The sequence below is a fragment of the Vreelandella arctica genome (assembly GCF_037070215.1).
Lineage (GTDB): Bacteria > Pseudomonadota > Gammaproteobacteria > Pseudomonadales > Halomonadaceae > Vreelandella > Vreelandella arctica.
This window is the reverse complement of sequence record NZ_JBANSN010000003.1, coordinates 224111-249425: the sequence shown is the minus strand read 5'-3', so window position 1 is coordinate 249425 and position 25315 is coordinate 224111. Positions and strand designations below refer to the sequence as shown.

General features: G+C 58.3%; 26 protein-coding genes. 19 read left to right on the top strand and 7 right to left on the bottom strand.

The window, feature by feature from the left end:
* Window positions 1–61: 61 nt before the first annotated feature.
* The 6 genes from V8L70_RS04220 (at window position 62) to V8L70_RS04195 (ending at window position 5376) form a co-directional block, all read left to right on the top strand.
* On the top strand, window positions 62–718 hold the full coding sequence (locus V8L70_RS04220) for a YfgM family protein (protein WP_008959769.1): 657 nt from the start codon (window positions 62–64) through the stop codon (window positions 716–718).
* Entirely contained in the window at window positions 715–1899 is a 1185-nt protein-coding gene (bamB, locus tag V8L70_RS04215) for an outer membrane protein assembly factor BamB (RefSeq protein WP_336268952.1), read from the top strand. The genes V8L70_RS04220 and bamB overlap by 4 nt, the downstream gene beginning before the upstream one ends.
* Entirely contained in the window at window positions 1896–3299 is a 1404-nt protein-coding gene (gene der / locus V8L70_RS04210; protein WP_336268951.1) for a ribosome biogenesis GTPase Der, read from the top strand. Before bamB ends, der begins: the two co-directional genes overlap by 4 nt.
* Window positions 3300–3538: 239 nt before the next feature.
* Entirely contained in the window at window positions 3539–4147 is a 609-nt protein-coding gene (locus tag V8L70_RS04205) for a hypothetical protein (protein ID WP_008959772.1), read from the top strand.
* Between the two features lie 123 nt (window positions 4148–4270).
* Window positions 4271–5074 (top strand): M48 family metallopeptidase, encoded by an 804-nt coding sequence (locus V8L70_RS04200; protein WP_008959773.1) that lies wholly within the window; start codon window positions 4271–4273, stop codon window positions 5072–5074.
* Window positions 5075–5115: 41 nt separating this feature from the next.
* The gene (locus tag V8L70_RS04195; protein WP_008959774.1) at window positions 5116–5376 is read left to right on the top strand and encodes a hypothetical protein; all 261 of its coding nucleotides are present in this window, start codon (window positions 5116–5118) and stop codon (window positions 5374–5376) included.
* Window positions 5377–5472: 96 nt separating this feature from the next.
* Here the strand turns inward: V8L70_RS04195 and aroE are convergent, their stop codons facing one another.
* The 5 genes from aroE to V8L70_RS04170 are packed head-to-tail and all read right to left on the bottom strand — an operon-like array spanning window position 5473 to window position 10137.
* Window positions 5473–6291: a shikimate dehydrogenase gene (aroE, locus tag V8L70_RS04190; RefSeq protein ID WP_336268950.1), complete on the bottom strand. Its 819-nt coding sequence runs from the start codon at window positions 6289–6291 to the stop codon at window positions 5473–5475.
* A complete protein-coding gene (hemF, locus tag V8L70_RS04185; protein WP_008959776.1) occupies window positions 6288–7241 on the bottom strand; it encodes an oxygen-dependent coproporphyrinogen oxidase in 954 nt (317 codons plus the stop codon). The genes aroE and hemF overlap by 4 nt, the downstream gene beginning before the upstream one ends.
* Window positions 7242–7299: 58 nt before the next feature.
* A complete protein-coding gene (tsaC, locus tag V8L70_RS04180) occupies window positions 7300–7857 on the bottom strand; it encodes an L-threonylcarbamoyladenylate synthase type 1 TsaC (RefSeq protein WP_336268949.1) in 558 nt (185 codons plus the stop codon).
* Between the two features lie 43 nt (window positions 7858–7900).
* Window positions 7901–9055, bottom strand: coding sequence for a DNA-processing protein DprA (gene dprA, locus V8L70_RS04175; protein WP_336268948.1), 1155 nt, complete (start codon window positions 9053–9055; stop codon window positions 7901–7903).
* Window positions 9056–9087: 32 nt separating this feature from the next.
* Window positions 9088–10137 (bottom strand): LysM peptidoglycan-binding domain-containing protein, encoded by a 1050-nt coding sequence (locus tag V8L70_RS04170; RefSeq protein WP_336268947.1) that lies wholly within the window; start codon window positions 10135–10137, stop codon window positions 9088–9090.
* Window positions 10138–10329: 192 nt separating this feature from the next.
* Between V8L70_RS04170 and def the strand changes: the two genes are divergently transcribed.
* From def to V8L70_RS04135, 7 genes are all read left to right on the top strand, one after another.
* A complete protein-coding gene (gene def / locus V8L70_RS04165; RefSeq protein WP_008959780.1) occupies window positions 10330–10842 on the top strand; it encodes a peptide deformylase in 513 nt (170 codons plus the stop codon).
* A gap of 62 nt (window positions 10843–10904) precedes the next feature.
* Complete coding sequence (gene fmt, locus V8L70_RS04160) at window positions 10905–11909, top strand: methionyl-tRNA formyltransferase (protein WP_336268946.1); 1005 nt, start codon at window positions 10905–10907, stop codon at window positions 11907–11909.
* Window positions 11906–13243 (top strand): 16S rRNA (cytosine(967)-C(5))-methyltransferase RsmB, encoded by a 1338-nt coding sequence (gene rsmB, locus V8L70_RS04155; protein ID WP_336268945.1) that lies wholly within the window; start codon window positions 11906–11908, stop codon window positions 13241–13243. The genes fmt and rsmB overlap by 4 nt, the downstream gene beginning before the upstream one ends.
* A 49-nt stretch (window positions 13244–13292) precedes the next feature.
* Entirely contained in the window at window positions 13293–13499 is a 207-nt protein-coding gene (locus tag V8L70_RS04150; protein WP_008959783.1) for a dodecin, read from the top strand.
* Window positions 13500–13674: 175 nt separating this feature from the next.
* Window positions 13675–15048 carry a Trk system potassium transporter TrkA gene (gene trkA, locus V8L70_RS04145; RefSeq protein WP_008959784.1) on the top strand — a complete coding sequence of 458 codons (1374 nt, stop codon included), beginning with the start codon at window positions 13675–13677 and terminating at the stop codon, window positions 15046–15048.
* Between the two features lie 52 nt (window positions 15049–15100).
* Entirely contained in the window at window positions 15101–16549 is a 1449-nt protein-coding gene (locus V8L70_RS04140; RefSeq protein WP_008959785.1) for a TrkH family potassium uptake protein, read from the top strand.
* Window positions 16550–16593: 44 nt separating this feature from the next.
* Complete coding sequence (locus V8L70_RS04135; RefSeq protein ID WP_336268944.1) at window positions 16594–17877, top strand: TraB/GumN family protein; 1284 nt, start codon at window positions 16594–16596, stop codon at window positions 17875–17877.
* 17 nt (window positions 17878–17894) lie between these two features.
* Here the strand turns inward: V8L70_RS04135 and V8L70_RS04130 are convergent, their stop codons facing one another.
* On the bottom strand, window positions 17895–18698 hold the full coding sequence (locus V8L70_RS04130) for a tRNA-uridine aminocarboxypropyltransferase (RefSeq protein ID WP_336268943.1): 804 nt from the start codon (window positions 18696–18698) through the stop codon (window positions 17895–17897).
* Window positions 18699–18877: 179 nt separating this feature from the next.
* On the opposite strand from V8L70_RS04130, the gene bioB reads away from it, so the two are divergent.
* From bioB to bioA, 6 genes are read left to right on the top strand one after another with little or no spacing between them, the layout of a single operon-like run.
* Entirely contained in the window at window positions 18878–19957 is a 1080-nt protein-coding gene (gene bioB, locus V8L70_RS04125; protein ID WP_101147332.1) for a biotin synthase BioB, read from the top strand.
* Window positions 19944–21107, top strand: a complete 1164-nt coding sequence (bioF, locus tag V8L70_RS04120) for an 8-amino-7-oxononanoate synthase (protein WP_101147333.1) — start codon at window positions 19944–19946, stop codon at window positions 21105–21107. The genes bioB and bioF overlap by 14 nt, the downstream gene beginning before the upstream one ends.
* Window positions 21089–21835: an alpha/beta fold hydrolase gene (locus tag V8L70_RS04115; RefSeq protein WP_336268942.1), complete on the top strand. Its 747-nt coding sequence runs from the start codon at window positions 21089–21091 to the stop codon at window positions 21833–21835. The genes bioF and V8L70_RS04115 overlap by 19 nt, the downstream gene beginning before the upstream one ends.
* A complete protein-coding gene (locus V8L70_RS04110; RefSeq protein ID WP_336268941.1) occupies window positions 21832–22614 on the top strand; it encodes a malonyl-ACP O-methyltransferase in 783 nt (260 codons plus the stop codon). The genes V8L70_RS04115 and V8L70_RS04110 overlap by 4 nt, the downstream gene beginning before the upstream one ends.
* The gene (gene bioD / locus V8L70_RS04105; protein ID WP_336268940.1) at window positions 22611–23300 is read left to right on the top strand and encodes a dethiobiotin synthase; all 690 of its coding nucleotides are present in this window, start codon (window positions 22611–22613) and stop codon (window positions 23298–23300) included. The genes V8L70_RS04110 and bioD overlap by 4 nt, the downstream gene beginning before the upstream one ends.
* Window positions 23297–24568 (top strand): adenosylmethionine--8-amino-7-oxononanoate transaminase, encoded by a 1272-nt coding sequence (gene bioA, locus V8L70_RS04100; protein WP_336268939.1) that lies wholly within the window; start codon window positions 23297–23299, stop codon window positions 24566–24568. Before bioD ends, bioA begins: the two co-directional genes overlap by 4 nt.
* Window positions 24569–24576: 8 nt before the next feature.
* Here the strand turns inward: bioA and V8L70_RS04095 are convergent, their stop codons facing one another.
* Window positions 24577–25290 (bottom strand): SIR2 family NAD-dependent protein deacylase, encoded by a 714-nt coding sequence (locus V8L70_RS04095; RefSeq protein WP_336268938.1) that lies wholly within the window; start codon window positions 25288–25290, stop codon window positions 24577–24579.
* Between the last annotated feature and the right edge of the window lie 25 nt (window positions 25291–25315).

The window sequence follows — 25315 nt, the reverse complement described above, 5'->3', positions numbered from 1 at the left end:
ACATACGACTGTTTGTGCCTACTGTTTGTGCCTACGAAAATTGAGATATAGGAGCCCGCCCGTGGTGGAGCTGAGAAGCGAAGAAGAGCAGCTAGACGCGGTAAAGCGCTGGTGGAAAGAGAACGGCATGTCGTTGATTGCAGGCGCTGTCCTGGCGGCGGCGGGGGTATTCGGCTGGAATGCTTGGCAGAACTATCAGCAGGGTCAGTCAGAAGCCGCCTCCATGCGCTACCAGCAGTTGGTCAACATGACCGCTGGTAACGAGCTTGAAGACGACCAACTGGCAAGCGCGCGCGAAATGGTTGTCGAACTGACTGACGAGCATGGCGACACGCTCTATGCCGAACTCGCCCTGCTGCTTGATGCTCGCCTGGCGGTGCAGCAAGGCGACCTGGAAGGTGCGCGTACCGCGCTGGAAAGCGCTGCCGAATCATCGCGGCGCTACGTGCAGAGCCTGGCGTGGCTGCGCTTAGCGCGGGTTGAGCTTGCCGACGGCAATCCCACTCAGGCGCATGCGTTGCTGGACGAGCCGATCAGCGACGCCCTGGCGGCCCAACGGGCGAACGTGCGGGGCGATGCCTTTGCTGCTCAAGGCGACACTGACGCGGCCCGTGATGCCTGGGAGACCGCGATGGAAGTGTCACAAACCCAAGACCAGCCGCTTTACGGCGTGCAGTTCAAGCTTGACGATCTCGGCGCTGAGGAGGCGACACAATGACTATAAGCACTGTAATTAATCGGGGTATTTCCAAACAGCTGGCCCGAGTAAGCGTGGGTGCACTGACGCTGGCACTGTTGGCTGGTTGCGCCAGCAAAGGCGAACCCGCTTTTACGCCCAAAGAGCTGCGTAGCTTCGACGAGACCTCCTCGCTAAACACCCAATGGAAGCGTACCGTAGGCGATGGCTTAGGCCACGCTCGCTACCCCATTGCACCTGCCCGTGAAGGCGATACTGTGTTTGCCGCCGACGTCGAAGGGGTGGTGATGGCCATGAATGCCAACAGCGGCGATGTTGAGTGGGAAATCGATCTCGATACCACCATCTCCAGCGCGTTAACGGCGATTGCCGGTCAGGTTTATCTGGCGACCGGTAACGGCGAGGTCATTGCGCTGGACCAAAATGATGGCAGCGAAAGCTGGCGTTCACGGGTCTCTAGTGAAGTGCTTGCCGCGCCTCAGGCCAATCAGCAACTGCTAGTCGTGCAAAGTGTCGATGGCCGCGTGACAGCCTTGGATCGCGCCAGCGGCCAAGAGCGCTGGGTATACACCAGTTCGCAACCTTCACTCACCCTGCGCGGCACCGGCACGCCGATGGTGATTGACCCGGTTAGTTTTGTTGGCCTGGCCAATGGCCGTCTCGCCACGCTGGATAACCGCAGTGGCCAACCACTATGGGATATGCAGATTGCCACGCCGCAGGGGCGTAGCGAAGTTGAGCGTCTGGTTGATCTTTCCGGCCAGCCGATCATCAGCCCCGATGGCCGCCTGTTCGTGACCAGCTACAATGGCCGCGTTGTGGCGCTTGAAGCCACCCAAGGCGATCTACTCTGGGAAGCAAACCTGTCTAGCCGCCATACGCCCATCCTGGTCGGCGATTTACTGTTTGTGGTTACCGATAACAGCCAAGTAGTCGCGTTAGATGCTAACAGTGGCCGTGAAATCTGGCGTAATGACGACCTGCAAGACCGCTGGTTGACCGCGCCCGCCTTTGCCGATGGCCGCTTGGTCGTGGGCGATTTTGACGGTTATCTTCACCTGATTGACGCTCGTGAAGGCAATATTGTAGGACGCACTCGCGTGCACAGCTCGGGCATTACCGTTCGCCCGGTCACTGAAGGCAGCACCATTCATGTCCAGGCCAACAATGGTCGCCTGGAAACCCTGGAAGTAACTCCATGACACCCGTCATTGCTTTAGTCGGTCGCCCCAATGTGGGCAAATCGACGTTGTTTAACCGCCTAACGCGCTCGCGTGATGCACTGGTGGCCGACTTTCCCGGCCTCACCCGCGACCGCAAGTACGGCAATGGCATGCTGGGCGATAAGGTCTATACGGTGATCGACACCGGCGGTATCAGCGGTGACGAAGAAGGTATTGACGCTGCGATGGCCGAGCAGTCGCTTGCTGCCATTGATGAAGCCGACATTGTGCTGTTTATGGTCGACGCTCGCGCCGGCCTTATCGCCGCTGACCAGGCGATTGCTAATCACCTGCGGGTTAATCAGAAAAAAACTTGGCTGGTGGTGAATAAAACCGACGGGCTGGAAGAGCACTCGGCGATGGGCGACTTCTGGTCGCTGGGATTAGGCGACCCCTGGCCGATTGCCGCTGCCCACGGCCGCAATGTTTCTACGCTGATGGACGTGGTACTTGAACCGTTTCCCGAGCGCGATGCCAGCATCCCTGCCGACACCGGCAGCAAAGGCGTTCGAATCGGCGTCATTGGCCGCCCCAATGTGGGTAAATCGACCCTGGTCAATCGCCTGCTCGGCGAAGACCGTGTTGTGGTCTTTGATGAAGCGGGCACCACCCGTGATGCCATCGAAATCCCCTTCGAGCGCCGCGGCAAGCCTTATGTACTGATTGACACCGCAGGTATCCGGCGGCGTAAGAACGTGAGCGAAATCGCTGAGAAGTTCTCCATCATCAAGACGCTGGATGCGATTAAAGAGTCGCATGTAGTGATCATGGTGCTGGATGGTTCCAGCGGTCTGGTGGAGCAGGATTTGCACCTGCTCGACTACGTATTAACCACCGGGCGCGCACTGGTGCTGGCGGTTAACAAGTGGGACGGCCTGGAGAGCGAAGCCAAGGACAAGATGCGCGCCGAAGTGAAGCGCCGCCTGGGCTTTGCCGATTACGCCGAGCTCCACTTTATCTCTGCCCTTCACGGTACGGCAGTGGGTGATCTTTACCCGTCGATTGACCGCGCCTTTGATGCCGCTAACGCTCACTGGTCGACCAACCGTTTAACGACCCTGCTGCAGGATGCCGTCAGCCAGAATCCGCCGCCGATGGTACAAGGCCGGCGGATCAAGCTGCGCATGGCTCACCAGGGTGGCAGCAACCCGCCGATTATCGTCGTCCACGGTAACCAAACAGAGTCATTGCCTGAAGCGTACCGTCGTTATCTCACCAATACGTTCCGCAAGGTATTGAAGGTACGCGGCACGCCTATTCGCTTTGAGTTTCGCTCGGGCAGCAACCCGTTTGACACCATGGCGGGCGCCAGCGACAAAGAGAAAGCCAAAAAGCGCGAGCTGAACCGCACTAAAGAAGCCCGCAAGAGCCGTCGTTAATTCGCTATCTTGGTTATTTAAATTCGCCCGTTTGCACCGTCAAGCGGGCGTTTTGGTTAACCCCTTTTCCAAGTAACACTCACGATAATAGTTTCGCTTGACAGCGCCCGCTTTCGGCCCTCAAATAGCCGCGATTTTACTGGGCTGTCATTCATGCCCACTCCATATCACCCACCCCCATCACCACTCTTGCTGCCCTACTTGTATGCTGCTTATGCGCTGCGTAGGGGGAGAACGTTATGCTTTATGCTGCTCGCCGTTGGCTAATTCTATTGGGCTTAACCAGCCTGTTAACGGGCTGTCTCGCCCTGCCGCAAACAGGCCTGTTTGCCTTTCGTTTGGCGGTGACGTCGCTGGGCATTGAAGATGTGCGCATCGGCCCTTACAGCATTAATGCCGGGCTAGATACGAGTGACTTAACCAGCCTGATTGCTTCCAGCCTGGGCGCGGGCAGCCTGCCCATACAAGCCACCATTGCCATGGGCCTTGGCTTACCTGCTGGCATGCCGCCGGTGGAAATGTCAGGCTTTCGCTGGTCGCTGGATATGCCGGGCGTTGACCCTGTGCAGGGTAACTATGAGCAGGATGTCACGCTTACCTCCGGCGACGATGCCAATTTACGCCTGCCAGTTGCCTTTGATGTGCTGGGAACCGACACCCAAAAAATGGCGCCGATGCTTGAGCTTGCCAGTCAGCTGGCGTCTCAAGGCGAGCTACCGCCCGGTAGCCAACTGGCTATCACGCCAGGCGATCTGCGCGGTTTAGGTATGCGGCTCCCTGCAGGTTTGTTGACGCCCACGATTCGCCTAAACGTGGGTGCCGATGGGCAGCTAGTCCCTCAGCGCTGAGGGTTGCTCAGTTCAGCCTCCAACCTCACCCTCCAGGTAGGTTATGATGGGAGGGATTGATTTACTGTTATCAGCGGTTATCTTGTGAGCAAGAAACCCACTCGTCTATAAGGAAACCGTCTCATGCGTTGGCTTCGCCCTATCGCCGTTACCGCTCTATGCGCTTCTATCGCCGCTTGTACCACGTCTCCCACCGGACGTTCGCAGCTATTGCTGCTTTCTGATGGTGAGCTTAATGAGATGGGACGGCAGGCATTTTCTCAATATCAGCAGGAGCTTCCTACTGCCAACCAGGCTAGCCAGCGCTATGTACAGTGCATTGCCGATGCCATCGTCGCGGAATTGCCCGCCGAGCAGCAGCAGCTAGATTGGCAGATTCGCGCATTTGAATCGGAACAGCCCAATGCCTTCGCCTTACCCGGCGGCTATATGGGCGTCAACACTGGCATGCTGGATATCGCGACCACACAAGACCAGCTGGCTTCCGTCATCGGCCATGAGATTGGCCACGTGCTGGCGAACCACGCGAATGAACGCGCCTCTACCGAGAGCGCTACCTCATTGGGCCTGTCAGTGATTTCCAGCACTTCTAGCATGCAGTCCGCCGGTGGCCAGCAGTTGATGGGCGTACTTGGTATGGGCGCACAGTATGGCATCGTGCTGCCGTTCTCGCGGGCGCATGAAAGCGAGGCCGATGTGATTGGTCTGGACCTAATGGCGCAAGCCGGCTTCAACCCAAGTGAGAGCGTCACTCTGTGGGAAAATATGCAGGCAGCCACCGGCGGCGGTTCTCCGCCCGAGTGGATGTCGACCCACCCTGGCCAAGGTCAACGCATTGAAGGCCTGCAAGGCAACATGGATCAAGCGATGGCCCTCTATGAGCAAGCCCGCAACAATGGTCGCACGCCGAACTGCCCACGCCCTTAACGGTTTGCGTTGAGGTTTGACATTCGGCTCTTGAGGTTTCAATGATTAGACTAGGGTTACTGCTGCTGGTGTTGCCGCTGTTTGTGCTGATGGGCGTCTTTTTCTGGGAGTTGAACGATGTACGTGCGTGCCAGCTAGACGGCGGTCACTGGAACTATATCGAGAGTGTCTGCGTTGACACACCGCAGCCGTTCGTCTCCTGGCTGCAGCGCTCTCCACTGCTCGTCAACGGTGGAATGGTGCTCTCGGTAGTAGGCCTGGTGATGTGCATGGTGGGGTTGTATATAAAACGCGCTAAATGAAGCGTTTTTAGCATCAAAAAAGCGGGGCGGATAAATTATCCGCCCCGCTTTTTTTTCGCTGCACTAACCAGGCGCAATGATTACCAGACTCAATGATTAATAATTAAGCGATTGGCGCAGTATTTCCCGCACAGGGACGGTATCCGGCCTTACGTTACGCCAGAGAAAAAACGACTCGGCGGCTTGCTCTACCAGCATACCTAGGCCGTCAAGCAGCTTCGCACCACGCGGGCCTGCCCATTGTAAAAATACCGTCGGTTCGGCCCCATACATCATGTCGTAGGCCCAGGCGTGTGGGGCAAACAAGGTATCAGGTAACGGTGGTAGCTCCCCCGTCAGGCTGGCGCTGGTGCCGTTAATTACCACGTCAAAGACACCACTGACGGTGTCAAAACCACCGCCATGAACGGTTCCCAGATCAACAAAATCGCTGGCCAGTTGCGCGGCCTTGGCGGCAGTGCGATTAACCACGACGACTTCGCTGGGCTGCTCGGCAAGCAAGGGTTCCAGAATGCCACGCACGGCGCCACCGGCGCCTACCACCAGGATACGTTTTCCGGCTAATGCAACGCGGTGAAAGGTCAAGTCACGCACTAGGCCAATGCCGTCGGTGGTATCGCCGTAGGTGCGGCCATTGCCGCCAAGAATCAACGTATTGACCGCGCCCGCCCGCCGTGCGCGGTGGCTCAACGTATCGCACAGCGCGAAAGCATCCTCTTTGAACGGCACGGTGACATTAGCGCCGCGACCGCCCGCATCGATAAAGGCGCGCCACGCGCCTGCAAAGCCATCCAACGGTGCTTCTTCAGCGGTGTACTCAAGCGCTTGTTGGGTTTGATGGGCAAACTCAGCGTGGATCAGCGGTGACTTGGAGTGCTTGATGGGGTTGCCAAATACGCAGTAACGATCGGTCATGAGAGCTCTCCGCTTTTTCTTTCACCTGCATCCGCAGCGGATTCACCGAGCCAGTCGCGAGCATGTAAAAAGTCACTCAAACGCGCTTCGGCGCTACCGGGCTGTGGCTCAAAGGCGTACTCCCAGCGCGCCAAGGGGGGCATCGACATTAAAATGGACTCCGTGCGCCCGCCACTCTGTAGGCCAAACAGCGTACCGCGATCCCACACCAGGTTGAACTCCACGTAGCGGCCTCGGCGGTAAAGCTGGAACTCGCGCTCGTGTTGGGTCCAGGCATCGTTCTTGCGGCGCTCCACGATGGGCAAATAAGCCTCTAGGAAGCTGTCGCCCACCGCCCGCTGCATGGCAAAACAGTCGGCAAACTCGCCTTCATTTAAGTCATCGAAAAACAGCCCGCCCACGCCGCGGGTTTCGTCGCGATGTTTGAGATAAAAGTACTCGTCGCACCAGGATTTGTAGCGGGCGTAAACGTCATCGCCAAAGGGGTCACAGGCGGCTTTTGCTACCCGGTGCCAGTGGACGACATCTTCCATCACAGGATAAAACGGTGTTAAGTCGAAACCGCCGCCAAACCACCATACCGGTGGCTCGCCGACTTTCTCAGCAATAAAGAAGCGCACGTTGCCATGGCTGGTGGGAACATGGGGATTTTCAGGGTGCAGCACCCAGGAAACGCCCACCGCGTGGAAGCTACGCCCGGTAAGTTCAGGGCGCGCGGCGGTAGCCGATGGCGGCAGCTGAGTGCCATACACATGGGAAAAGTTGACGCCGCCCTTTTCAAATACGCCGCCATTAGTCATCACCCGCGAACGGCCACCGCCCCCCTCTTCACGCTCCCAACTATCTTCTTGGAACTGGGCAGCCCCATCGGCTTCGGCTAATCCAGCGCAGAGCCTTTCCTGCAGATCAAGAAGGTAGCGTTTAACGTCATCAAGGTGCTCGTGTGCCACGGTAACTCCTGAGGGATAAAGGGTAAGTAGTGGTGCGTAAATCGAAATGAAGTACTGCTTAGGGACGCATGATTTTGCCAGTGGCTAAATCCCTAATCGTGCTGGGCTTGGCATTGCCGCCCAACTCGCCTTCTACAAGGTAAGCCACTTCATGGCCAAAGATTGAAGCGATGTCAGCGGCACTCATGGCGGGCGGCTCCCCGGCACGATTAGCCGACGTCGATACCAATGGGCCACCGAAGGCTTCGCACAGGGCTTTCATCAGCGGGTGGTCTGTGACACGCAGCGCCACACGTTCGTGGGCGCCACGCACCAGCCCATGGCTGCGGCCATTATCAGGGACTAACCATGTGTTGGGGCCTGGCCAGCTTGCCGCGAGAGGTGCATGCAGCGCTAGAGGAAGTTGACTCAACCAGGGTTGGAACTGCTCGATACTGGCGGCAACGAGAATGACCCCTTTAGCCGGGTCACGCTCTTTCATGCGCATCAAGTGAGCCAAGGCTTCGTCGTTTTCGGGATCACAGCTAAGCCCCCAAACCGCTTCGGTGGGGCAAGCTATCACTCCCCCGGCACGCAGCGCGCTAATCGCTGGGGCTAGATCAGTCGCCAAACTCATGGTCTCTCCTCACGGCTAACATGCCTTTAATGGGCTTATCCTATCATGGCCTCGGCAACCGCACCCAGCCTCCCGCCTGCTGGCTTACCCAACCGTCTAATTCAAGCATCAGCAGGCGTTGCTGGCAGTCGCTGACCGTCACGCCGGTGGTGTGCACCAAGAGATCAATCGGCGTTGGGGTGGCCGATAATGACGTTAACAATGAATCGGGTAAGCTATCGTCTGACAAGCTTTCGGCAGGCAAGCTTTCATTGGACAAGCTATCGGGAAGAGGTGCTTGCTCCGATGGCTTGTCTTCGGCCGAAGGCTGGATAAACGCCTCCGCCCAGTGGCCAAGATCGGCGATGATATCGTCGACACTGCAGGCCAGATGAGCCGCCCCTTGACGCAGTAGTGCCAAACAGCCGCGGGCCTGCACGTTGTGCAGCGAACCGGGCAGCACGAACAGCTCGCGATTTTGCTCTAAGGTGAGCCGCGCGCTGACCAACGAACCGCTTTTTTCGGTAGCTTCGACCACCAGTGTTCCGAGCGAGAGACCGGTAACAATTCTATTGCGGCGCGGAAAAAACGCTGGGCGGGCCACGGTTCCAGGCGGGTGCTCTGACAACAACAGCCCACCGGGCAGACGACTGAGCTGTTCATGAAGGTCACGATGGGAGGCGGGATAGATCACATCCACACCGCAGCCGAGTACCGCCACCGTGCTTCCACCGGCGGCTAAGGTCGCACGCTGGGCAACGCCGTCTACCCCTAGCGCCATGCCACTCACCACGCACCAGCCGCGGCGGGCCAGGTCACGGGCAAACGTTTGAGCATTGTGGGTACCTTCCCCGGTCGGGCGGCGGGTGCCGACCATGGCCAGTTTGGGGCCTTCCAGCGCGCCAAGATCCCCCTGAGCCCAGAGCACTACGGGTGGGTCGGGCAACTCATTTAGTAGTGCAGGCCAAGCGGGGTGGTCACGATGCAGCAGATGCCGGTTTGGGCCGTTTTGCTGCCACGCCAGGGTCTCATCAACGACCTTTTGCAGTGGGCTACGGGCCGGGTGTTCTAACCACAGACGCAGCTCGCTGGCCGCACGACTAGGTAATGCTGCCAACCACCCTTCTGGCCACTGCGGCTGGCGGGCTACTAATTGTGCAATACGCAGCGCGCCCATACCGGGTAATGCATTGACCGCCAGCCATGCCTGAGCGTCCATACCACCTCCTTAATCAACACGTTTGCCGCCCGCTAGTTAGCCGGTGACGCTACTTGATCACCTACTTCCAATACGCGGGACGCCTGCATCACTAATGCGTAGCTAACGTGATCATAGGGTTTAAACACCATCACAATGCCTGCCTCGGTGCTGGGTAGTCGCACCAGCTCCTGGGTCCGGGGGTCATTGATTAACTCCCCTTGCTGATTAACCCGCAGCACATGGCCCGCCTGCAAGCCATCCAGGGTGCCCAGATCCAACGCGACAATTTGGTAGCGGCCAATAAAACGCACGCCACCGGGTACGGCAATAATATGCCCTTCAACCGGGTTTAACGGTGCGCGGGGCATAAACTCACTGCTTAGCTCGCGCTCTTCCAGTGGCAAGACAATATCGTTAACGCGCACTTCCTGATGGGAGCTAATGACTTCAAGCTGGACAATATCGCCCTCACTGCTGATATGTCGGGCGACGCCTACATTGATCAGCTCCAGTCCAAGCGGTGTGCCATCCATCGCCTGATAGGGTTCCGATTGCCGGTAGATACCCACCTCACCATGGCGCGGCACCTCCCCTCGCACATAGATACGATCACCGGCACCGCTGATCAAGCGGCGATCATTACCGGCGACCACATAAGCCAGCTCCTGCAACTCAGCAGCATCATCCACGACGCGATGTTCGCGTAAAAAAGCCCGCGCCACCTCCATGGGAATCGGCGCAATCGCCTCCCGGTGAGGCAAGGTACGCACCTGCGGAGAAAGCTTCACCACATTTTGGCCACGTTCAAGCGCTAAACAGGGGGAACCCTGGCAATCATTAAGCACTAGTACATCACCTGGGTAGATCAAGTGCGGGTTAGCGATCTGGGGGTTGTGCTGCCACAACTGGGGCCACTGCCAGGGGGTGTGCAGAAAACGCCCGGCGATATCCCAAAGCGTGTCACCTGAAACCACCTGATAGCGTTCAGGCGCATCGCTACGCAGGCGCTCCCACGCGGCAGCATCGAAACTTACCAGCATCACTGCACTCAGCAGCAAACCACTTAAAGCCCCGCCATAGGCGTGTCGTTTCGCCGCCATCCTACCCTCCCCTGTGAGTGTGTCATTATGAATGTTCTATTATTGATAACACGCCCCTCGCCTTGGCCACCCATGCCCAGAAACGTTGACAGCATGATATAGTGACCCATCATAAAGTACCTAGGTGAGAAGACGCTCGTCACCACCTAGCTTGACTTAATTTAGACTCAGCATAACGGTGATTGTAACGCCATGGCCAAACTCCCTATTCTTGAATTCCCCGATGAGCGCCTGCGCACCAAGGCTGCTGCGGTGGAAACCGTCGATGATGAAGTGCGTAAACTCGTCGACGATATGCTGGAGACCATGTATGACGCCCGTGGTATCGGTCTCGCCGCGACGCAGATTGATGTTCATCGGCGTGTTGTCGTCATGGATGTCAGCGACGATAACTCCCAGCCGCTGGTGCTCATCAACCCGCGCTATACCCCGATTGGCGATGAAAAAGAGCCTTTGTCAGAAGGCTGCCTGTCGATTCCTGACTACTACGCTGAAGTGCCGCGCTTTCTGAAAGTGCAGCTCAACGCGCTTGATCGCAATGGCGATGCCTACGAGTTAGAGGCGGAAGGCCTGCTGGCGCACTGTATTCAGCATGAGTACGACCACCTCGAAGGCGTGCTCTTTGTTGACTACCTGTCGCCGCTCAAGCGTGACCGCATCCTCAAGAAGATGCAGAAACGCCATAAGCAGATCCAGGACGCCTAAGCCCTTTTCTACCGATCTCTTTTCCTACTTACATTCCAGATACGCCAGGTAGCCCTCAACTTATGTCACGATTGCGCGTTGTTTTTGCCGGCACGCCTGAATTCGCCGCCTCTAGTCTTGCAACGCTGCTGGAAAGCCAGCATGAGGTGGTCGCGGTGTATACCCAGCCCGACCGCCCCGCTGGGCGCGGGCGCAAACTCACGCCCAGTCCAGTCAAACAGCTGGCGCTGGAGCACGGTCTGCCCGTTTATCAGCCCCAGACGCTAAAAGAGCCCGCGGCTCAGGCCGAGCTGGCCGCGCTTAATGCGGACATCATGGTCGTTGTCGCCTACGGGCTGCTGCTTCCCCAGGCCGTGTTGGATATACCGCGCTTAGGCTGCGTGAACGTGCACGCCTCGCTACTACCCCGCTGGCGCGGCGCTGCCCCCATCCAGCGGGCAATCGAAGCGGGCGATAGTGTATCGGGCGTGACCATCATGCAGATGGACGCTGGCCTGGATACCGGCGCAATGCTTTCAGAAGTACGCACACCAATTACGCCACGCACCACCGGCGGCGATTTGCACGACCGCCTCGCGATTCAAGGCGCCAATGCGTTGATCAACACGCTGGATGCCCTGGCCACCGGCACCGCTCACGCCACGCCTCAGCCGGATGAAGGCGTGACCTACGCTGCCAAACTCAGCAAAGCGGAAGCCGAACTCGATTTCACTCAGCCCGCGCAGCAACTCGCCTGCAAAATTCGCGCTTTCAACCCCTGGCCGGTGGCTTGGTGCGCACTAGGGGATGATCGTTTGCGCCTGCTAATGGCGAACGTAGAGGAAGGCGTGCAGCCACCAAGCGTCCCAGGCACGCTGCTTGAGCATGGTGACGATCATTTACGCATTGCCTGCGGCACCGAAGGACGCGAAGTATTGTGTATCACCAGCGCGCAACTGCCCGGCGGTAAAGCCATGGCCGTGCGAGAGCTACTTAATGCGCGCCACGCACGCCTTGCTACCGGCACTCGTCTTGGTGCTCATTTTGAAAGTTCTGCGGCTCAGGCCAGCGAAGGAGAAACACCATGAGCCAAAAACGCTCCCCTCAAAGCGGCGGCAGCGGCCAGGAAGTACGCGCTGCTGCAGCCCGCGCGCTGGCACCGGTACTCAGCGACCAAGGCTCACTGGCGGGGTTGGACGAGCACAGCGTGGTCGCTCGCGACCGCGGGCTGCTCAAAGAGCTCTGTTTTGGCACCTGCCGTCGCTTACCGCGTCTTGAAGCGTTAGCGGGCGTGCTGCTTAAGCAACCGTTTAAGAAGCGCGACAGCGATGTTCAGGCGCTGCTGCTGATAGGCATCTATCAACTGCTCTACATGCGCATCCCTGCACACGCAGCGGTAGGCGAAACCGCGGGCGCTGCGCGCTTACTGAACAAAGAGTGGGCCACCCGCGTGCTCAACGGCTGCCTGCGTCGCCTGCAGCGCGAATCCGAGGCGCTCCAGGCCCAGGTAGATCGGGATGAGAGCGTCGCGCTAGAGCACCCGCCGTGGCTACTCAATGCCTTGCGTCAGGCGTGGCCGGAGCAGTGGCGGGTGATTATTGAAGCCAACAACCACGCTGGCCCGATGACATTAAGGGTGAACCAGCACCACAATGATCGTGAAGCCTACCTGTCGCTGCTCACCGAGCAAGGGCTAAGTGGCCACCTGTGCCCTCACGCACCAGACGCCATCACGCTGGAAACACCCTGCGATGTGATGTCGCTGCCTGGCTTTGAAGAGGGGCATGTCAGCGTTCAGGACGAGGCCGCTCAGCTCTCGGCGGTGTTGTTAGGCCCGGTGCTCGCGCCACGGCCAGGCGCGCACGTTTTGGATGCTTGTTGCGCGCCCGGCGGCAAAACAGCCCATTTGCTCGAACAATTCGACATCAACCTAACCGCGATCGATAGCGATAATCAGCGCCTGGCACGGGTGGAAGACACTCTTAACCGACTAGGCGTAGAGGCCGTTCTTCAGCATGCCGATGCCACCGAGCGCGACTGGTGGAACGGCACACCGTTTGATGCCATTCTGCTCGATGCCCCTTGCTCGGGTACTGGGGTCATTCGACGCCACCCGGATATCAAAAAGCTGCGCCGTAAAGACGATATTCGCCCACTGGCCAAGCTTCAGCGCCAGTTGTTGGATAATTTGTGGCCAATGCTGCGCGAAGGCGGCACCCTACTCTACGCCACCTGCTCGGTACTGCCGGAAGAGAACAGTGAGCAGATCGAAGCGTTTCTTGCCCGCACGCCTGACGCTCATGTTACTACACCTAACGACGTTGCCTGGGGCATTCCCAGCGGAGCGGGGCGCCAATTGTTTCCGGCGCAGAGCAGTCACGATGGCTTTTTTTATGCCAGACTAGAGAAGCGGTCTGCCTAGGCGCTAACTGATGCCAGGGCAGTGAATTTCAGACAAGGAAGGAGACATTATGAGTCATCACACCTACAAGCATGTAGAACTGACCGGATCTTCCGAGAAAGGTATTGAAGAAGCGGTACAGAATGCATTGGCCAAAGCATCAGAAACGATTAAGCACATGCGTTGGCTAGAAGTGGTCGACACCCGTGGCCACATTGAAGATGGCCAAGTGGCTCACTGGCAGGTCACGGTCAAAGTCGGCTTTACGCTAGAATAATCCTCACCTGCTTTTCAGCGGCGGCTGGTTTACACTGGCCGCCGTCTTTATTGCAGCGCATGATAAACGCTCCTGAATGAAAGTTTACGTCTTGAACGTCAGGACTGGGTCTTAAGACTGCCTCCTGGTCTTAGCGACATCGCGCTGGCGCTTTTAATGGAACCGATGCTCAGCAATGAAAATCATCATTCTCGGCGCCGGCCAAGTCGGCGGCACCCTGGCAGAACACCTCGCTCGCGAGGAGAACGACATCACTGTCGTTGATACCGACGCCAAAAAACTGCGCGACCTACACACCAAACTCGATATCCGCACCGTGACCGGCGCGGGCTCTTACCCTATTGTGCTGCGTCAGGCAGGCTGCGAAGACGCCGATATGCTGATCGCCGTCACCAACAGCGACGAGATCAATATGATCGCCTGCCAGGTCGCCCATACGCTGTTTCGCACTCCGACCAAGATCGCCCGGGTGCGTGCTACGGCGTATTTAACCCGTAAAGGCCTTTTTGCCCACGAAGCGATTCCCATTGATGTCCTCATCAGCCCCGAGCAGGTGGTCACCGACCACGTGCGCCGCCTGATTGAACACCCCGGTGCGTTACAGGTATTGGAGTTTGCCGGTGGTCTGGTGCAGCTGGTGGCGGTAAAGGCATTCTACGGCGGCCCGCTGGTGGGTCAGGATTTAGCCTTTCTACGCCGCCATATGCCCAACGTGGATACCCGCGTGGCCGCCATCTATCGCCGTAGCCGACCGATTATCCCCCGCGGCGATACAGTCATCGAAGCCGACGATGAGGTTTTCTTCCTGGCCGCTCGCCGCGATATTCGCGCGGTGATGAGCGAGCTACGCCGGGTCGAGCGTGATTTCCGCCGCGTCGTCATTGCCGGGGGCGGTAATATCGGCGAGCGGCTGGCGGAGCATTTGGAGCATAGCCACCAGGTCAAGATCATCGAGCACAACTTGGAACGCTGCACCACGCTCTCTGAGCGGTTGGATCGCACCGTGGTGCTCCATGGCAGCGCCACCAGCAAGCGCCTGCTGGAAGAAGAGAACATCGAAGAGTGCGATATCTTCTGCGCGCTGACCAACGACGACGAAGTCAATATCATGTCGTCGTTGCTCGCCAAGCGTTTAGGCGCCAAGAAGGTGCTGACACTGATTAACAACGCCGCTTACGTAGACCTGGTGCAGGGGGGCGAGATTGATATCGCCATTTCGCCCCAACAGGCGACCATCGGCAGCCTGCTGACCCACGTGCGTCGCGGCGACATCGTCAACGTGCACTCGCTGCGACGGGGTGCCGCCGAGGCCATCGAAGCGATTGCCCACGGTGACAAGCAGTCCTCTAAAGTGGTCGGCCGTACTATCCGCGAGATCGGTCTGCCCGAGGGCACCACCATCGGCGCGATTGTGCGCGGTAAAGAGGTCATCATTGCCCACGGCGATGTGATGGTTGAGAGCGGCGACCACGTGATTCTGTTTGTGATCGACAAGCGCCGCATCCGAGACGTAGAGCGCTTATTCCAAGTCGGTCTCACGTTCTTTTGATAACCCCCGAACCACTGCCGCTGGCAGCCAATAACAGGAGCATGCGACAACCATGAGTCTGCGGGTTATTTTGCGCATTTTAGGGCTGTTGCTGATGCTATTCAGCCTGACCATGCTTCCTCCAACGCTGATTTCACTCTGGTTTCGCGACGGCGTATGGAGTGCCTTTATTAGCGGCATTGCAATTTCGGTGGTGACCGGATTGCTGCTTTACCTGCCTAACCGCCGCGCGCAAAAAGAGCTGCGTATCCGCGATGGTTTTATTATCGCCGCAATGTTCTGGACGGTGCTGGCGCTATTTGGCTCGCTGCCGCTAATGCTGTTTGGCGAAGGCTCACTGAATATTACCGATGCGGTATTTGAATCGTTCTCCGGTTTAACCACTACCGGCGCTACCGTGATTACCGGCATCGACTTTTTACCCGAATCGATTCTCTACTACCGCCAGCAGCTCCAGTGGCTGGGCGGCATGGGGATCGTCGTATTGGCCGTCGCCATTTTGCCCACTCTAGGGGTTGGTGGCATGGCCCTTTATCGCACCGAAATACCGGGGCCGCTGAAAGACTCCAAGCTCACCCCACGTATTACCGAAACCGCCAAGGCACTGTGGTATATCTACGCCACGCTCACCCTCGCCTGCATGATCGCCTATATGTTAGCGGGCATGAGCTGGTTCGATGCGTTAAGTCATAGCTTTTCGACCGTCGCCAACGGCGGGTTTTCTACCTATGACGCCAGTATCGGCTATTTTGATAGCGCCACGATTGAAATGATCTGCATCGCCTTCATGCTTATTTCTGCGTTCAGTTTTAGCCTGCATTTCATCGCTTGGCGTGAAAAGAGCCTGATGCACTATTTTCATGACCCCGAAGCACGTTTTTTGATGCTGTTTCTGCTCGCCTTGTCTGTGATCACCGTATTGTCGCTGTGGTTAACCAATACCTATGACACACTGCGCGGGCTGCGCCATGGGGTTTTCCAAGTCGTCTCGGTCGCCACCACGGCGGGTTATAGTGTCGCCGACTTCTCCATGTGGCCTGGCGCCCTACCCTTTCTGCTGTTTGTCGCGGCGTTCGTCGGTGGCTGCTCCGGTTCTACCGGTGGCGGCATGAAGGTCATTCGGATTATCTTGATCCTTAAACAGGGCATGCGCGAGATTATGCGGCTGATCCACCCCAATGCGGTGATTGCGGTCAAAGTGGGCAAAGTCAGCGTGCCCGACAGCATTGCCCAAGCGGTATGGGGGTTCTTTTCAGTTTACATGTTGCTGTTCTTTATAATGTTGGTTGGGGTGATGGCGACTGGGGTTGATCAGGTAACGGCTTGGTCCACGGTGGGGTCAGCACTCAACAACCTAGGCCCAGCGCTGGGGGAAGCAAGCACCCACTATGGTGAGATGCCCACGCTAGCAAAATGGATTCTGGTACTCGCCATGCTGCTCGGGCGGCTGGAAATTTTTACGGTGCTCGTGCTATTCACACCCGCCTTCTGGCGGCGTTAAGCACTTCACGCCTGACCCCTTATTGATCGATTTGAGAGCTGTAAATGAACCAAGATGATACGTCTCACCAAGAAGCTTCTCAGGAAGAGAGCGGGCCACTGACGGCAACCCTGACTTCACTCCCGGCCACTAGCGGGCCGTTAAAAACCTTCACTATCGGTGAAACCCGCTACACGCTGTTGGGTACGGCTCATGTGTCGGCGGAAAGTGCCGACGATGTGCGCCAACTGATAGATAGCGGCGCCTTTGATGCGGTGGCCATCGAGCTTTGCGATGCCCGTCACCACAGCATGTCGAATCCGGATGCCATGGGCGAACAGGACCTGTTTCAAGTGTTCCGGGAAGGCAAAGCGGGCATGGTCGCGGCGAGCTTAGCGCTTGGCGCCTTTCAACAGCGTATTGCCGATCAATCCGGCATTCAGCCAGGGGCTGAGATGCGCGCCGCCGTTGAAGAAGCCAGTCGTCTCAAGCTGCCACTGCTGCTGGTCGACCGCGATGTAGGCGTAACGCTAAAGCGCATCTACCGCAACGTGCCCTGGTGGCAGCGCTTTTCGCTCTTTTCAGGGCTTATCGGCAGCGTGCTTTCGCGTCAGGACGTTTCCAAAGAGGATATCGAAAAACTCAAAGAAGGCGATATGCTGGAAGCCACCTTCAGCGAGTTTGCCGCCGAATCCGAAGCGCTGTATACGCCGCTGATTCGCGAGCGTGACCGCTACATGGCGCTACGGTTAGCCGAAGAAGCGCCGCCGGGGCGCTACCAGCACGTGCTGGTGGTGATCGGTGCAGGCCACTTAAAAGGCACCGGCGAACACTTGGAAGCACCGCTGCCCGCCGACCCAAAAGTAGAGCGCGAATCATTGGAGGCCACCCCGCCACCGTCCAAAATTTGGAAGGCGCTGCCCTGGCTGATTACCGCGTTAGTGCTCACCGGCTTTGCGATTGGCTTCTCGCGCAATACCGGCCTGGGCTGGCAGCTGGTGCTTGAGTGGTTCTTGATTAACGGCATTCTCTCTGGCGGAGCGACGATTATCGCCCTGGCACACCCCGTTACCGTGATTGCCACCTTCTTTGCCGCCCCGCTCACCTCGCTGAACCCCACCATCGGCGCGGGCTTTGTGGCCGCCGGGGTTGAGCTGTATATGCGCAAACCCAAAGTGCGCGATTTTTCATCGCTGCGCCACGATGTGACGCAATTAAAAGGCTGGTGGCAAAACCGCGTATCGCGCACCCTGCTGGTGTTTATTCTCGCCACGCTAGGCTCCGCGGTGGGTACCTGGGTAGCTGGGTTCAGAATCGCCGGTGCCCTGTTTGGCAGTGGCAGCGCGTAAAACGACCCTAGCAGCGCTCATATTTCTATGGGCGCTGCTTCTTGCTGAGCTAATAGGCGCCGCATCGCCGCGGTCGGTGAGGCGATTCTGTGATGCAGACGGCTCGCCGCGTAGCTATCGTTAAACACCTCAAAGTAATCATCCAGCACATCCGCAGCGACCGTATCCCCGCCCTGTCGCAGCAGCTCGATAGCCACTTCCGCAGTACAGAGGTGCGATTTTGACGCCGGTTTGCGCAGCCGATAACGCGTCTCCCGCTCGGTTCTCAATGGCAGCACAGGCAATGCATCCAGATAGGCGCTTTTACGGAACATGCGCCGCGCCTGACGCCAGGTGCCATCCAGAATAATAAATACCGGGATGCGCGCCTGCGCTTTCGCCGCATGCACCGCTTCGATACCCACCACCCGATCCGCGTAGTCGGGCTGGTCATCGGGGAAAATCACAAAGGGGACATAGCGAGGGTCTTTCAACAGCGCTGCCAGCTGCGCATCCGGCGCCGTACGGTACCAGGTAAAGATTCGCGTCTCGTTAAGCACATCACCAATCAAGCGACCGGTATTTGTCGGTTTGTAGTGCTCGATCGAATGCGTTAACAGCCACACCTGAGCGACGCTTTCCGCCTTCACTTGATAGGGGCACAAACAATTAAGCACCGGTAAATTGCACCCTTCACAGCGCGTGACAAAACTGCCGCGCGCTTTGAATTCACGCCTGGGCGGGCGCGGATGCTCAGCAGCTGAGTAATGATTTACGGTGTCATGATCAATAGAGTGATCGTTCAAAGCACTCTCATCAGCAGAGCTTTTAAAAGCAGACATCCGCGCTCCAAAGAGTGGGGGAAACTAAGAGTGAAAAAGGGCGCAGAGTATAAATGAGCACGGCGTCCTTTGACGAATATTTCCAACACCACCGTAAACCTAAAAATATCTCAACGTTGACACCCAAAGCGCAACGCCGCTAAAGTCTCGTCAACTAATACAGATAATAAGGTTTACAGATGACCGTGCATCACGAACAGTTCCTTCATGAACAACGCCACGACTGGACGCTAGAAGAGATCAACGCGCTTTTCGCGCTGCCGTTCAATGATCTGCTGTTTCAAGCCCAGCAGGTTCACCGTGCCCACTTCGATGCTAACGCGGTGCAGGTCTCTACCCTGCTATCGATCAAGACCGGCGCCTGCCCGGAAGACTGCAAGTACTGCCCCCAGTCCGGCCACTACAACACCCAGCTGGAGAAAGAGAAGCTGCTGGAGATTGAAAAGGTGGTCGAACAAGCCAAGGCCGCGAAAGAGGCAGGCGCCAGTCGCTTTTGCATGGGCGCCGCCTGGCGCAGCCCTCGCGATAAGGATCTACTGCTGGTCGAAGAGATGGTTCGTCAGGTAAAAGCCGTGGGCCTGGAGACCTGCATGACGCTGGGGATGGTCGACGGCGAACAGGCCAGCCGACTGGCCACGGCAGGACTCGATTACTACAACCACAACCTGGATACCTCGCCGGAGTTCTACGGCGAAATCATAACCACCCGCACCTACAGCGACCGGCTGGAAACCCTCTCCAACGTGCGCGATGCAGGCATGAAAGTGTGCTCCGGCGGCATTCTGGGTATGGGTGAGGATGCCAAGGATCGTAGCGCCCTGCTGCAACAACTGGCTAAGCTGTCGCCACATCCGGAGTCCGTACCTATCAATATGCTGGTGAAAGTGCCCGGCACGCCGCTGGAAAACGTCGAGGATTTAGACCCGATCGAGTTCATCCGCGCCATTGCGGTCGCCCGCATCATGATGCCGCAAAGCCATGTGCGGCTCTCCGCTGGCCGTGAGCAGATGAACGAATCGACCCAGGCGCTGGCGTTTTTGGCAGGCGCCAACTCGATCTTCTACGGCGACAAACTGCTGACCACCGGCAACCCCCAGGTGGATCGTGACCGCGCGCTGTTTGCCAAGCTGGGCCTGCACCCTGAGAAGCGCGAGACCTGCGAAAGCGAAGATATCCAAGCGGCACGCCTTGCCCAACAGGCACAGCAGCAGGTGCACGCCGAACGCGTTGCCGAGCTGGCGGTAGATGCCAGTGTCTGAAGCGTGGCAACAGCGCCTGGCCGACGCCCGCGCTCATCGTCAACAGACGGAGCGTTGGCGAATTCGTCAGGTAGCCAAAAGCAATACCCTCGACTTTGCGGGTAATGACTACTTAGGCCTCGCTCAAGACCCGCGCGTTAGCGAGGCCCAGGCGGCGGGCGCTCACCGTTACGGTGCAGGTGCAGGCGCTTCGCATTTGGTCAGCGGTCATCTGGAGATTCACGACGCCTTGGAAGAAGCGTTAGCGCGCTGGACAGGCCGCGAACGTGCGCTGCTGTTTTCTACCGGCTATATGGCCAATCTCGGCGTGCTGCAAGCGCTGGCTGATCGCCATACCGCTATTTTCCAGGATCGCCTCAACCACGCATCGCTAATCGATGGCGCCGCGTTAAGCGGTGCCCGCTCGCGTCGCTTTCATCACCGCGATGCTATTGATCTGGAAAGCCTGCTGGCGCGCAGTGAGTGCGCGCATAAGCTCGTGGTCAGCGATGGCGTTTTCAGTATGGATGGCGATATCGCCGACATTGCCACGCTGGTCGAAGTCAGTCGGCAGCACAGCGCCTGGCTGATGATCGATGATGCCCACGGGGTAGGCGTGCTAGGCGACAATGGCAGCGGCTGCGTGGGCAGCGCCTGGAGTAGTACGGACGTGCCGATTCTTGTCGGCACGTTAGGCAAAGCGTTAGGTACCGCAGGGGCATTTGTTGCTGGCAATGCCGAGTTAATCGATCACCTGATTCAGTTTTCACGCAGCTATATCTACACCACCGCCCAGCCTCCGGCCATCGCCGCCGCGACGTTAAAAGCGCTGGAGATCGTTCAGAGTGAACAGGGACTCCGCGCCCAGCTAAACACTAATATCGCTTACTTTCGCCATGAGGCGCTGCACTTGGGACTACCTCTCAGCGATTCGACCACCCCCATTCAGCCGCTGATCCTGGGGGACGAAGCGCGCACCCTAAGCTGGGCGTTACAGCTCCAGCAAAAGGGCATACAGGTGGGGGCGATTAGACCGCCAACGGTGCCCAAGGGTGAGTCCCGTCTGCGTGTGACTTTAAGTGCGCGCCACCAGCACGACGATATTGATCAACTGTTAGCCGCGCTCCACCACTGCCAGCACCAAGAGGCGTTATGCAGCCCCTGCGCTTAATCCTGCTCTCCGGCTGGGGAATCGACCAGCGGATTTGGCAGCCGCTCGAGGCGCACTGGCCCACCTGTCTAGCTGCCCAGACAGTAGAGTGGCCCGGCTACGGCGATACGCCCTCACTTGAGGCCAACGCGACGCTGGAAGAGCTGGCCGAGGCTATGGCCGAGTCGTTAGCCAGCGATGCGGTTTGGGTCGGCTGGTCATTGGGTGGGCTACTGGCTACGGCGCTACTGGCATATCTCCCCCCACCACGGGGCCTGATCCTGCTCGGTGCGGGGGATGCATTCTGTGTCAAAGACGAGGTCAGTGCCAAAGGGGGCGTCACTAGTGCCGAGCTGAGTGCCTTTCAGCGCGCCTTTCAACGTGCCCCCACCGCGACGTGGCAACATTTCTTGCGCTGGCAGACCCAAGGGGAGCCCGGCCCCCGGCAGGCTCACCGGCAGCTGCATGACTTGCTGGGTGATACGCCCCCCGCCGACAGCACCACCCTGGCTACCGGACTGCACTGGCTGGCATCGATTGATAATCGCCCATGTCTAGCGGCGCCCCCTTGCCCGGTGGTACGTCTTATTGGCGACCATGATCCATTTATCAGCCCCGCCCAGCGCCGCATCAGCAAACCCTTAAGCAATGTCGGCCACTGCCCGATGCTCTCGCAGCCCCAGGTGCTCGCCGCCGAGATTGTCCGTCATGCTAATCAGATAACTAACGTCAGCACGGCGGCTTTATGAACGATCTAACGCTGAAGACTGAGGCAAACTGGCAGGCACGGGTCGCCCACGCTTTCTCACGAGCTGCTCCCCGCTACGATACGCTAGCCACTGCACAACGCCATATAGGTGAGATGCTTTGGGGGACGTTACCTCCACACGCTTATAACGTGCTGGATATGGGGTGCGGTACCGGTGTCTGGACACAGCGGTTGGCTGAACGTTACCCACGCGCTCAGATCACCGGGTTAGATTTAGCCCCTGGCATGCTGGAACAGGCCCGCCAACGCCACGGTGAAAGCATCCACTGGCAACCCGGCGATGCTGCAGCACTGCCATATGACGAGCATTCATTTGATCTGGTGTTTTCCAACTTGGCGGTGCAGTGGTGCCCTGACATTGGCGCGGTGATGGCTGAGCTTTACCGGGTTCTCACGCCCGGTGGGCAGGCGCATATCACCACGCTGCTGCCCGGCACCCTGGAGGAGATCGCCTTTGCCTGGCAGCGTCCCGAAGCGTTGCTGCAAACACCTGATCGCGCCAGCGTCGAGAGAGCCATCGGCGAAAGTGGCTTAACCATCACTCGGCAGACGATCACCGTTGAACGCTTCTATTACCCTGACTTGAAGGCGGTGATGGCGTCTATCAAAGGCGTGGGCGCGCAGATTTCCCGGCCACAAGCCAGCCTTAGCCGAAATGACATCGCCGCCGCACAAGCGCGCTTTGAACAACTCCGCCAGCCGGACGGCCTACCCGTGAGCTACCACTGCTTAACGCTGCAATTGGAAAAATCGCTATGAACGTTTGGTTTGTGACTGGCACCGATACCGATGCGGGTAAAACCCTGGTGACCAGCGGGTTACTATATGCCGCCCACCAACAGCAGTTGAGCACGCTAGGCTTAAAACCTATCGCCTCGGGCAGCCAAGCCACGCCTGAAGGCTTGCGGAATAGTGATGCCCTCGCCCTTCAGCATCAAAGCGTGCCGCCGGTCCACTACGCCACGGTGAACCCCATCGCCTTTGCCCCGGCCATTGCTCCTCATCTTGCCGCGTTAGAGGCGGGCCAGCCGCTTGAGGTGAGCGCCATCGTTAGCTTGTTGCGCGAAACTCTTAGCCAAACATCCAGAGACTTCACCCTGATTGAAGGCGCCGGTGGGTGGCGCGTACCGTTAAACGAGCAGGAAGATTTTGCCGACCTGGCAATGGCGCTTGAGCTGCCGGTGATTCTGGTGGTTGGCCTAAAGCTGGGCTGCTTGAATCATGCCCGCTTAACAGCAGAAGCCATTCGCGCCGACGGCTTGGTAGTAGCAGGATGGGCAGGCAGCGTAGTTGACCCCGTTTTTGCAGCTGACACGGCCCGCTTTGAGGCCAATATCGCCCATCTAAACGCCAAACTCGCGGCCCCCTGTTTAGGCATTGTTCCTCATCTAGATGACCCCGACGCCGCAACTGCCGCCCCCTACCTCTCCCTGGAGCCGTTATGAACACGCCGGTTTGGCATCCTTATGCCCACTTAAAAACCCAGACGCCCGCGCCCAAGGTGGTTGGCGGTGACGGTGCCCACTTTGTGCTCGAAAGCGGAGAACGCTTATTGGATGCCACCTGCTCATGGTGGTGCATGATTCACGGCTACGGCCACCCCCGTTTGGTGGCGGCCATCCGCGAACAGGCAGGTGAGCTTTGCCATGTGATGCTCGGCGGCTTAACCCACGACCCCGCCGATCAATTAGCGCATGAGCTGGTGCGCATTACCCCCGCCGGGCTGAATCATGTGTTCTATTCGGATAGCGGCTCGGTGGGCATGGAAGTGGCGATGAAAATGGCCCTCCAGTACCAGGTACTCACCGGCAACCCCGGCAAGCAAAAGATGCTCTCGTTGATGAAGGCATACCACGGCGACACTACCGGCTGCATGGCGGTATGCGACCCGGAGGAAGGCATGCATAGCCTGTTCGCCAGCCTACTGCCACAACACCATTTCGCCCCGGCGCCCACGGCCCCTTTTGATGCCACCGCTGAACAGGTCGAGCACGACCTTAGCGCCCTGCGTCGCGTATTTGAGCGCCACCATGATGAAATCGCCGCCCTATTGATGGAACCGCTTTTACAAGCAGCAGGCGGGCTCAACATGACCTCGCCGGACTATGTCACTGGCGCCAGGGAACTGTGCGATGAGTTTGGGGTGCTGCTAATTTTTGATGAAGTCGCCACCGGCTTTGGCCGCACCGGCAAACTGTTTGCCGCCGACCACGCGGGCATCACGCCGGATATCATGGTGCTCTCCAAAGGCTTGACCGGCGGCTATTTGGGTCACGCCGCTACGCTCGCCACGGATCGTGTCCATGACGCCTTTATCGGCGACACTCCCCAGCACGCTTTTATGCACGGGCCTACCTTTATGGGCAACCCGCTGGCCTGCCGCATGGCGTTGGAGAGTCTGCGCGTCTTCGAGGAAGAGAATTACCTGGACAAGATTGCCAAGCTCAGTCAGCAACTGCAGCGTGAACTACTCGAAGATCAGGCACTGAATGCACATCCGGCCGTGGCTGACGTTCGCGTGCTCGGCGCCACCGCAGTGATCGAAGCGCACTCCGCTGAAGCGTTAAAGGGCGTAGGTGACTTCGCCCGCGAGCGCTGCGTATGGCTGCGTCCCATTGGTCGCTGGCTCTATACCATGCCCGCCTACATTACTTCTGAAGCGGAAATCTCCCAGATTACCGATGTAATGAAGGCGTGGTTTAGCCGCAGCTAAAGCGAGGGCTATGACAATGCAAGATTACCCTGCTGCTTCCAGCGGTTTACCAACGCTGGAACGCCTTCTCCAGCCGTGGTATTGATTGCCAGCACGCCCGGCGGGCTGAGCATATCCGCCTCCGGGTCGACCAGGGCGCAGGGCGTGTCGTAGTCAATGTACGAAAGCAGCGAAGCGGCGGGCATGACGGCCAGCGACGTGCCAACGACCAGCAGAAAGTCAGCCTGGCTAACAAGGTCGCAGGCCTCCGCAAACAGCGGCACCGATTCGCCAAACCAGACCACGTCGGGCCGCAGTTGGCTGCCCTTGTCGCACACATTGCCCAGCTGGATGCCCCCTTTCGGCAGCGGGTAGCGCATGCGCTCATCGATTGATGAACGTGCTTTTAAAATCTCGCCGTGTAGATGTAGTACATGGCGAGAGCCTGCACGTTCATGAAGGTCATCAATATTCTGGGTAATAATGCTGACGTTAAACCCCTCTTGCTCCAGGGCAGCCAGCGCCTTATGGGCCGCGTTGGGCTTGGCACGACGTATCTGTTCACGACGCTGGTTATAAAAATCCAGCACTTGCTGCGGATTGCGCCGCCACGCCTGAGGGGTGGCGACATCTTCAACCGGATGGTTCTCCCATAGTCCGTCGCTGGCACGGAAGGTCTTGATGCCACTCTCGGCACTAATCCCAGAGCCGGTAAACACCACCAAATGCGGGCTTGCTGCCATGCTTACCTCGTCGCTTGTGTTTCAT

Coding starts and splice junctions, on each gene's coding strand:
- dprA (WP_336268948.1), bottom strand. CDS start 9,055: ATGGACGCTCAGGCATGGCTGGCGGTCAATGCATTACCCGGTATGGGC.
- tsaC (WP_336268949.1), bottom strand. CDS start 7,857: ATGAGTTTGGCGACTGATCTAGCCCCAGCGATTAGCGCGCTGCGTGCC.
- V8L70_RS04130 (WP_336268943.1), bottom strand. CDS start 18,698: ATGTCTGCTTTTAAAAGCTCTGCTGATGAGAGTGCTTTGAACGATCAC.
- fmt (WP_336268946.1), top strand. CDS start 10,905: ATGTCACGATTGCGCGTTGTTTTTGCCGGCACGCCTGAATTCGCCGCC.
- bioB (WP_101147332.1), top strand. CDS start 18,878: ATGACCGTGCATCACGAACAGTTCCTTCATGAACAACGCCACGACTGG.
- bioF (WP_101147333.1), top strand. CDS start 19,944: ATGCCAGTGTCTGAAGCGTGGCAACAGCGCCTGGCCGACGCCCGCGCT.
- V8L70_RS04200 (WP_008959773.1), top strand. CDS start 4,271: ATGCGTTGGCTTCGCCCTATCGCCGTTACCGCTCTATGCGCTTCTATC.
- bioD (WP_336268940.1), top strand. CDS start 22,611: ATGAACGTTTGGTTTGTGACTGGCACCGATACCGATGCGGGTAAAACC.
- bamB (WP_336268952.1), top strand. CDS start 715: ATGACTATAAGCACTGTAATTAATCGGGGTATTTCCAAACAGCTGGCC.
- V8L70_RS04110 (WP_336268941.1), top strand. CDS start 21,832: ATGAACGATCTAACGCTGAAGACTGAGGCAAACTGGCAGGCACGGGTC.
- V8L70_RS04150 (WP_008959783.1), top strand. CDS start 13,293: ATGAGTCATCACACCTACAAGCATGTAGAACTGACCGGATCTTCCGAG.
- rsmB (WP_336268945.1), top strand. CDS start 11,906: ATGAGCCAAAAACGCTCCCCTCAAAGCGGCGGCAGCGGCCAGGAAGTA.
- V8L70_RS04135 (WP_336268944.1), top strand. CDS start 16,594: ATGAACCAAGATGATACGTCTCACCAAGAAGCTTCTCAGGAAGAGAGC.
- trkA (WP_008959784.1), top strand. CDS start 13,675: ATGAAAATCATCATTCTCGGCGCCGGCCAAGTCGGCGGCACCCTGGCA.
- V8L70_RS04170 (WP_336268947.1), bottom strand. CDS start 10,137: ATGGCGGCGAAACGACACGCCTATGGCGGGGCTTTAAGTGGTTTGCTG.
- V8L70_RS04095 (WP_336268938.1), bottom strand. CDS start 25,290: ATGGCAGCAAGCCCGCATTTGGTGGTGTTTACCGGCTCTGGGATTAGT.
- V8L70_RS04115 (WP_336268942.1), top strand. CDS start 21,089: ATGCAGCCCCTGCGCTTAATCCTGCTCTCCGGCTGGGGAATCGACCAG.
- def (WP_008959780.1), top strand. CDS start 10,330: ATGGCCAAACTCCCTATTCTTGAATTCCCCGATGAGCGCCTGCGCACC.
- V8L70_RS04205 (WP_008959772.1), top strand. CDS start 3,539: ATGCTTTATGCTGCTCGCCGTTGGCTAATTCTATTGGGCTTAACCAGC.
- V8L70_RS04195 (WP_008959774.1), top strand. CDS start 5,116: ATGATTAGACTAGGGTTACTGCTGCTGGTGTTGCCGCTGTTTGTGCTG.
- V8L70_RS04140 (WP_008959785.1), top strand. CDS start 15,101: ATGAGTCTGCGGGTTATTTTGCGCATTTTAGGGCTGTTGCTGATGCTA.
- aroE (WP_336268950.1), bottom strand. CDS start 6,291: ATGACCGATCGTTACTGCGTATTTGGCAACCCCATCAAGCACTCCAAG.
- bioA (WP_336268939.1), top strand. CDS start 23,297: ATGAACACGCCGGTTTGGCATCCTTATGCCCACTTAAAAACCCAGACG.
- der (WP_336268951.1), top strand. CDS start 1,896: ATGACACCCGTCATTGCTTTAGTCGGTCGCCCCAATGTGGGCAAATCG.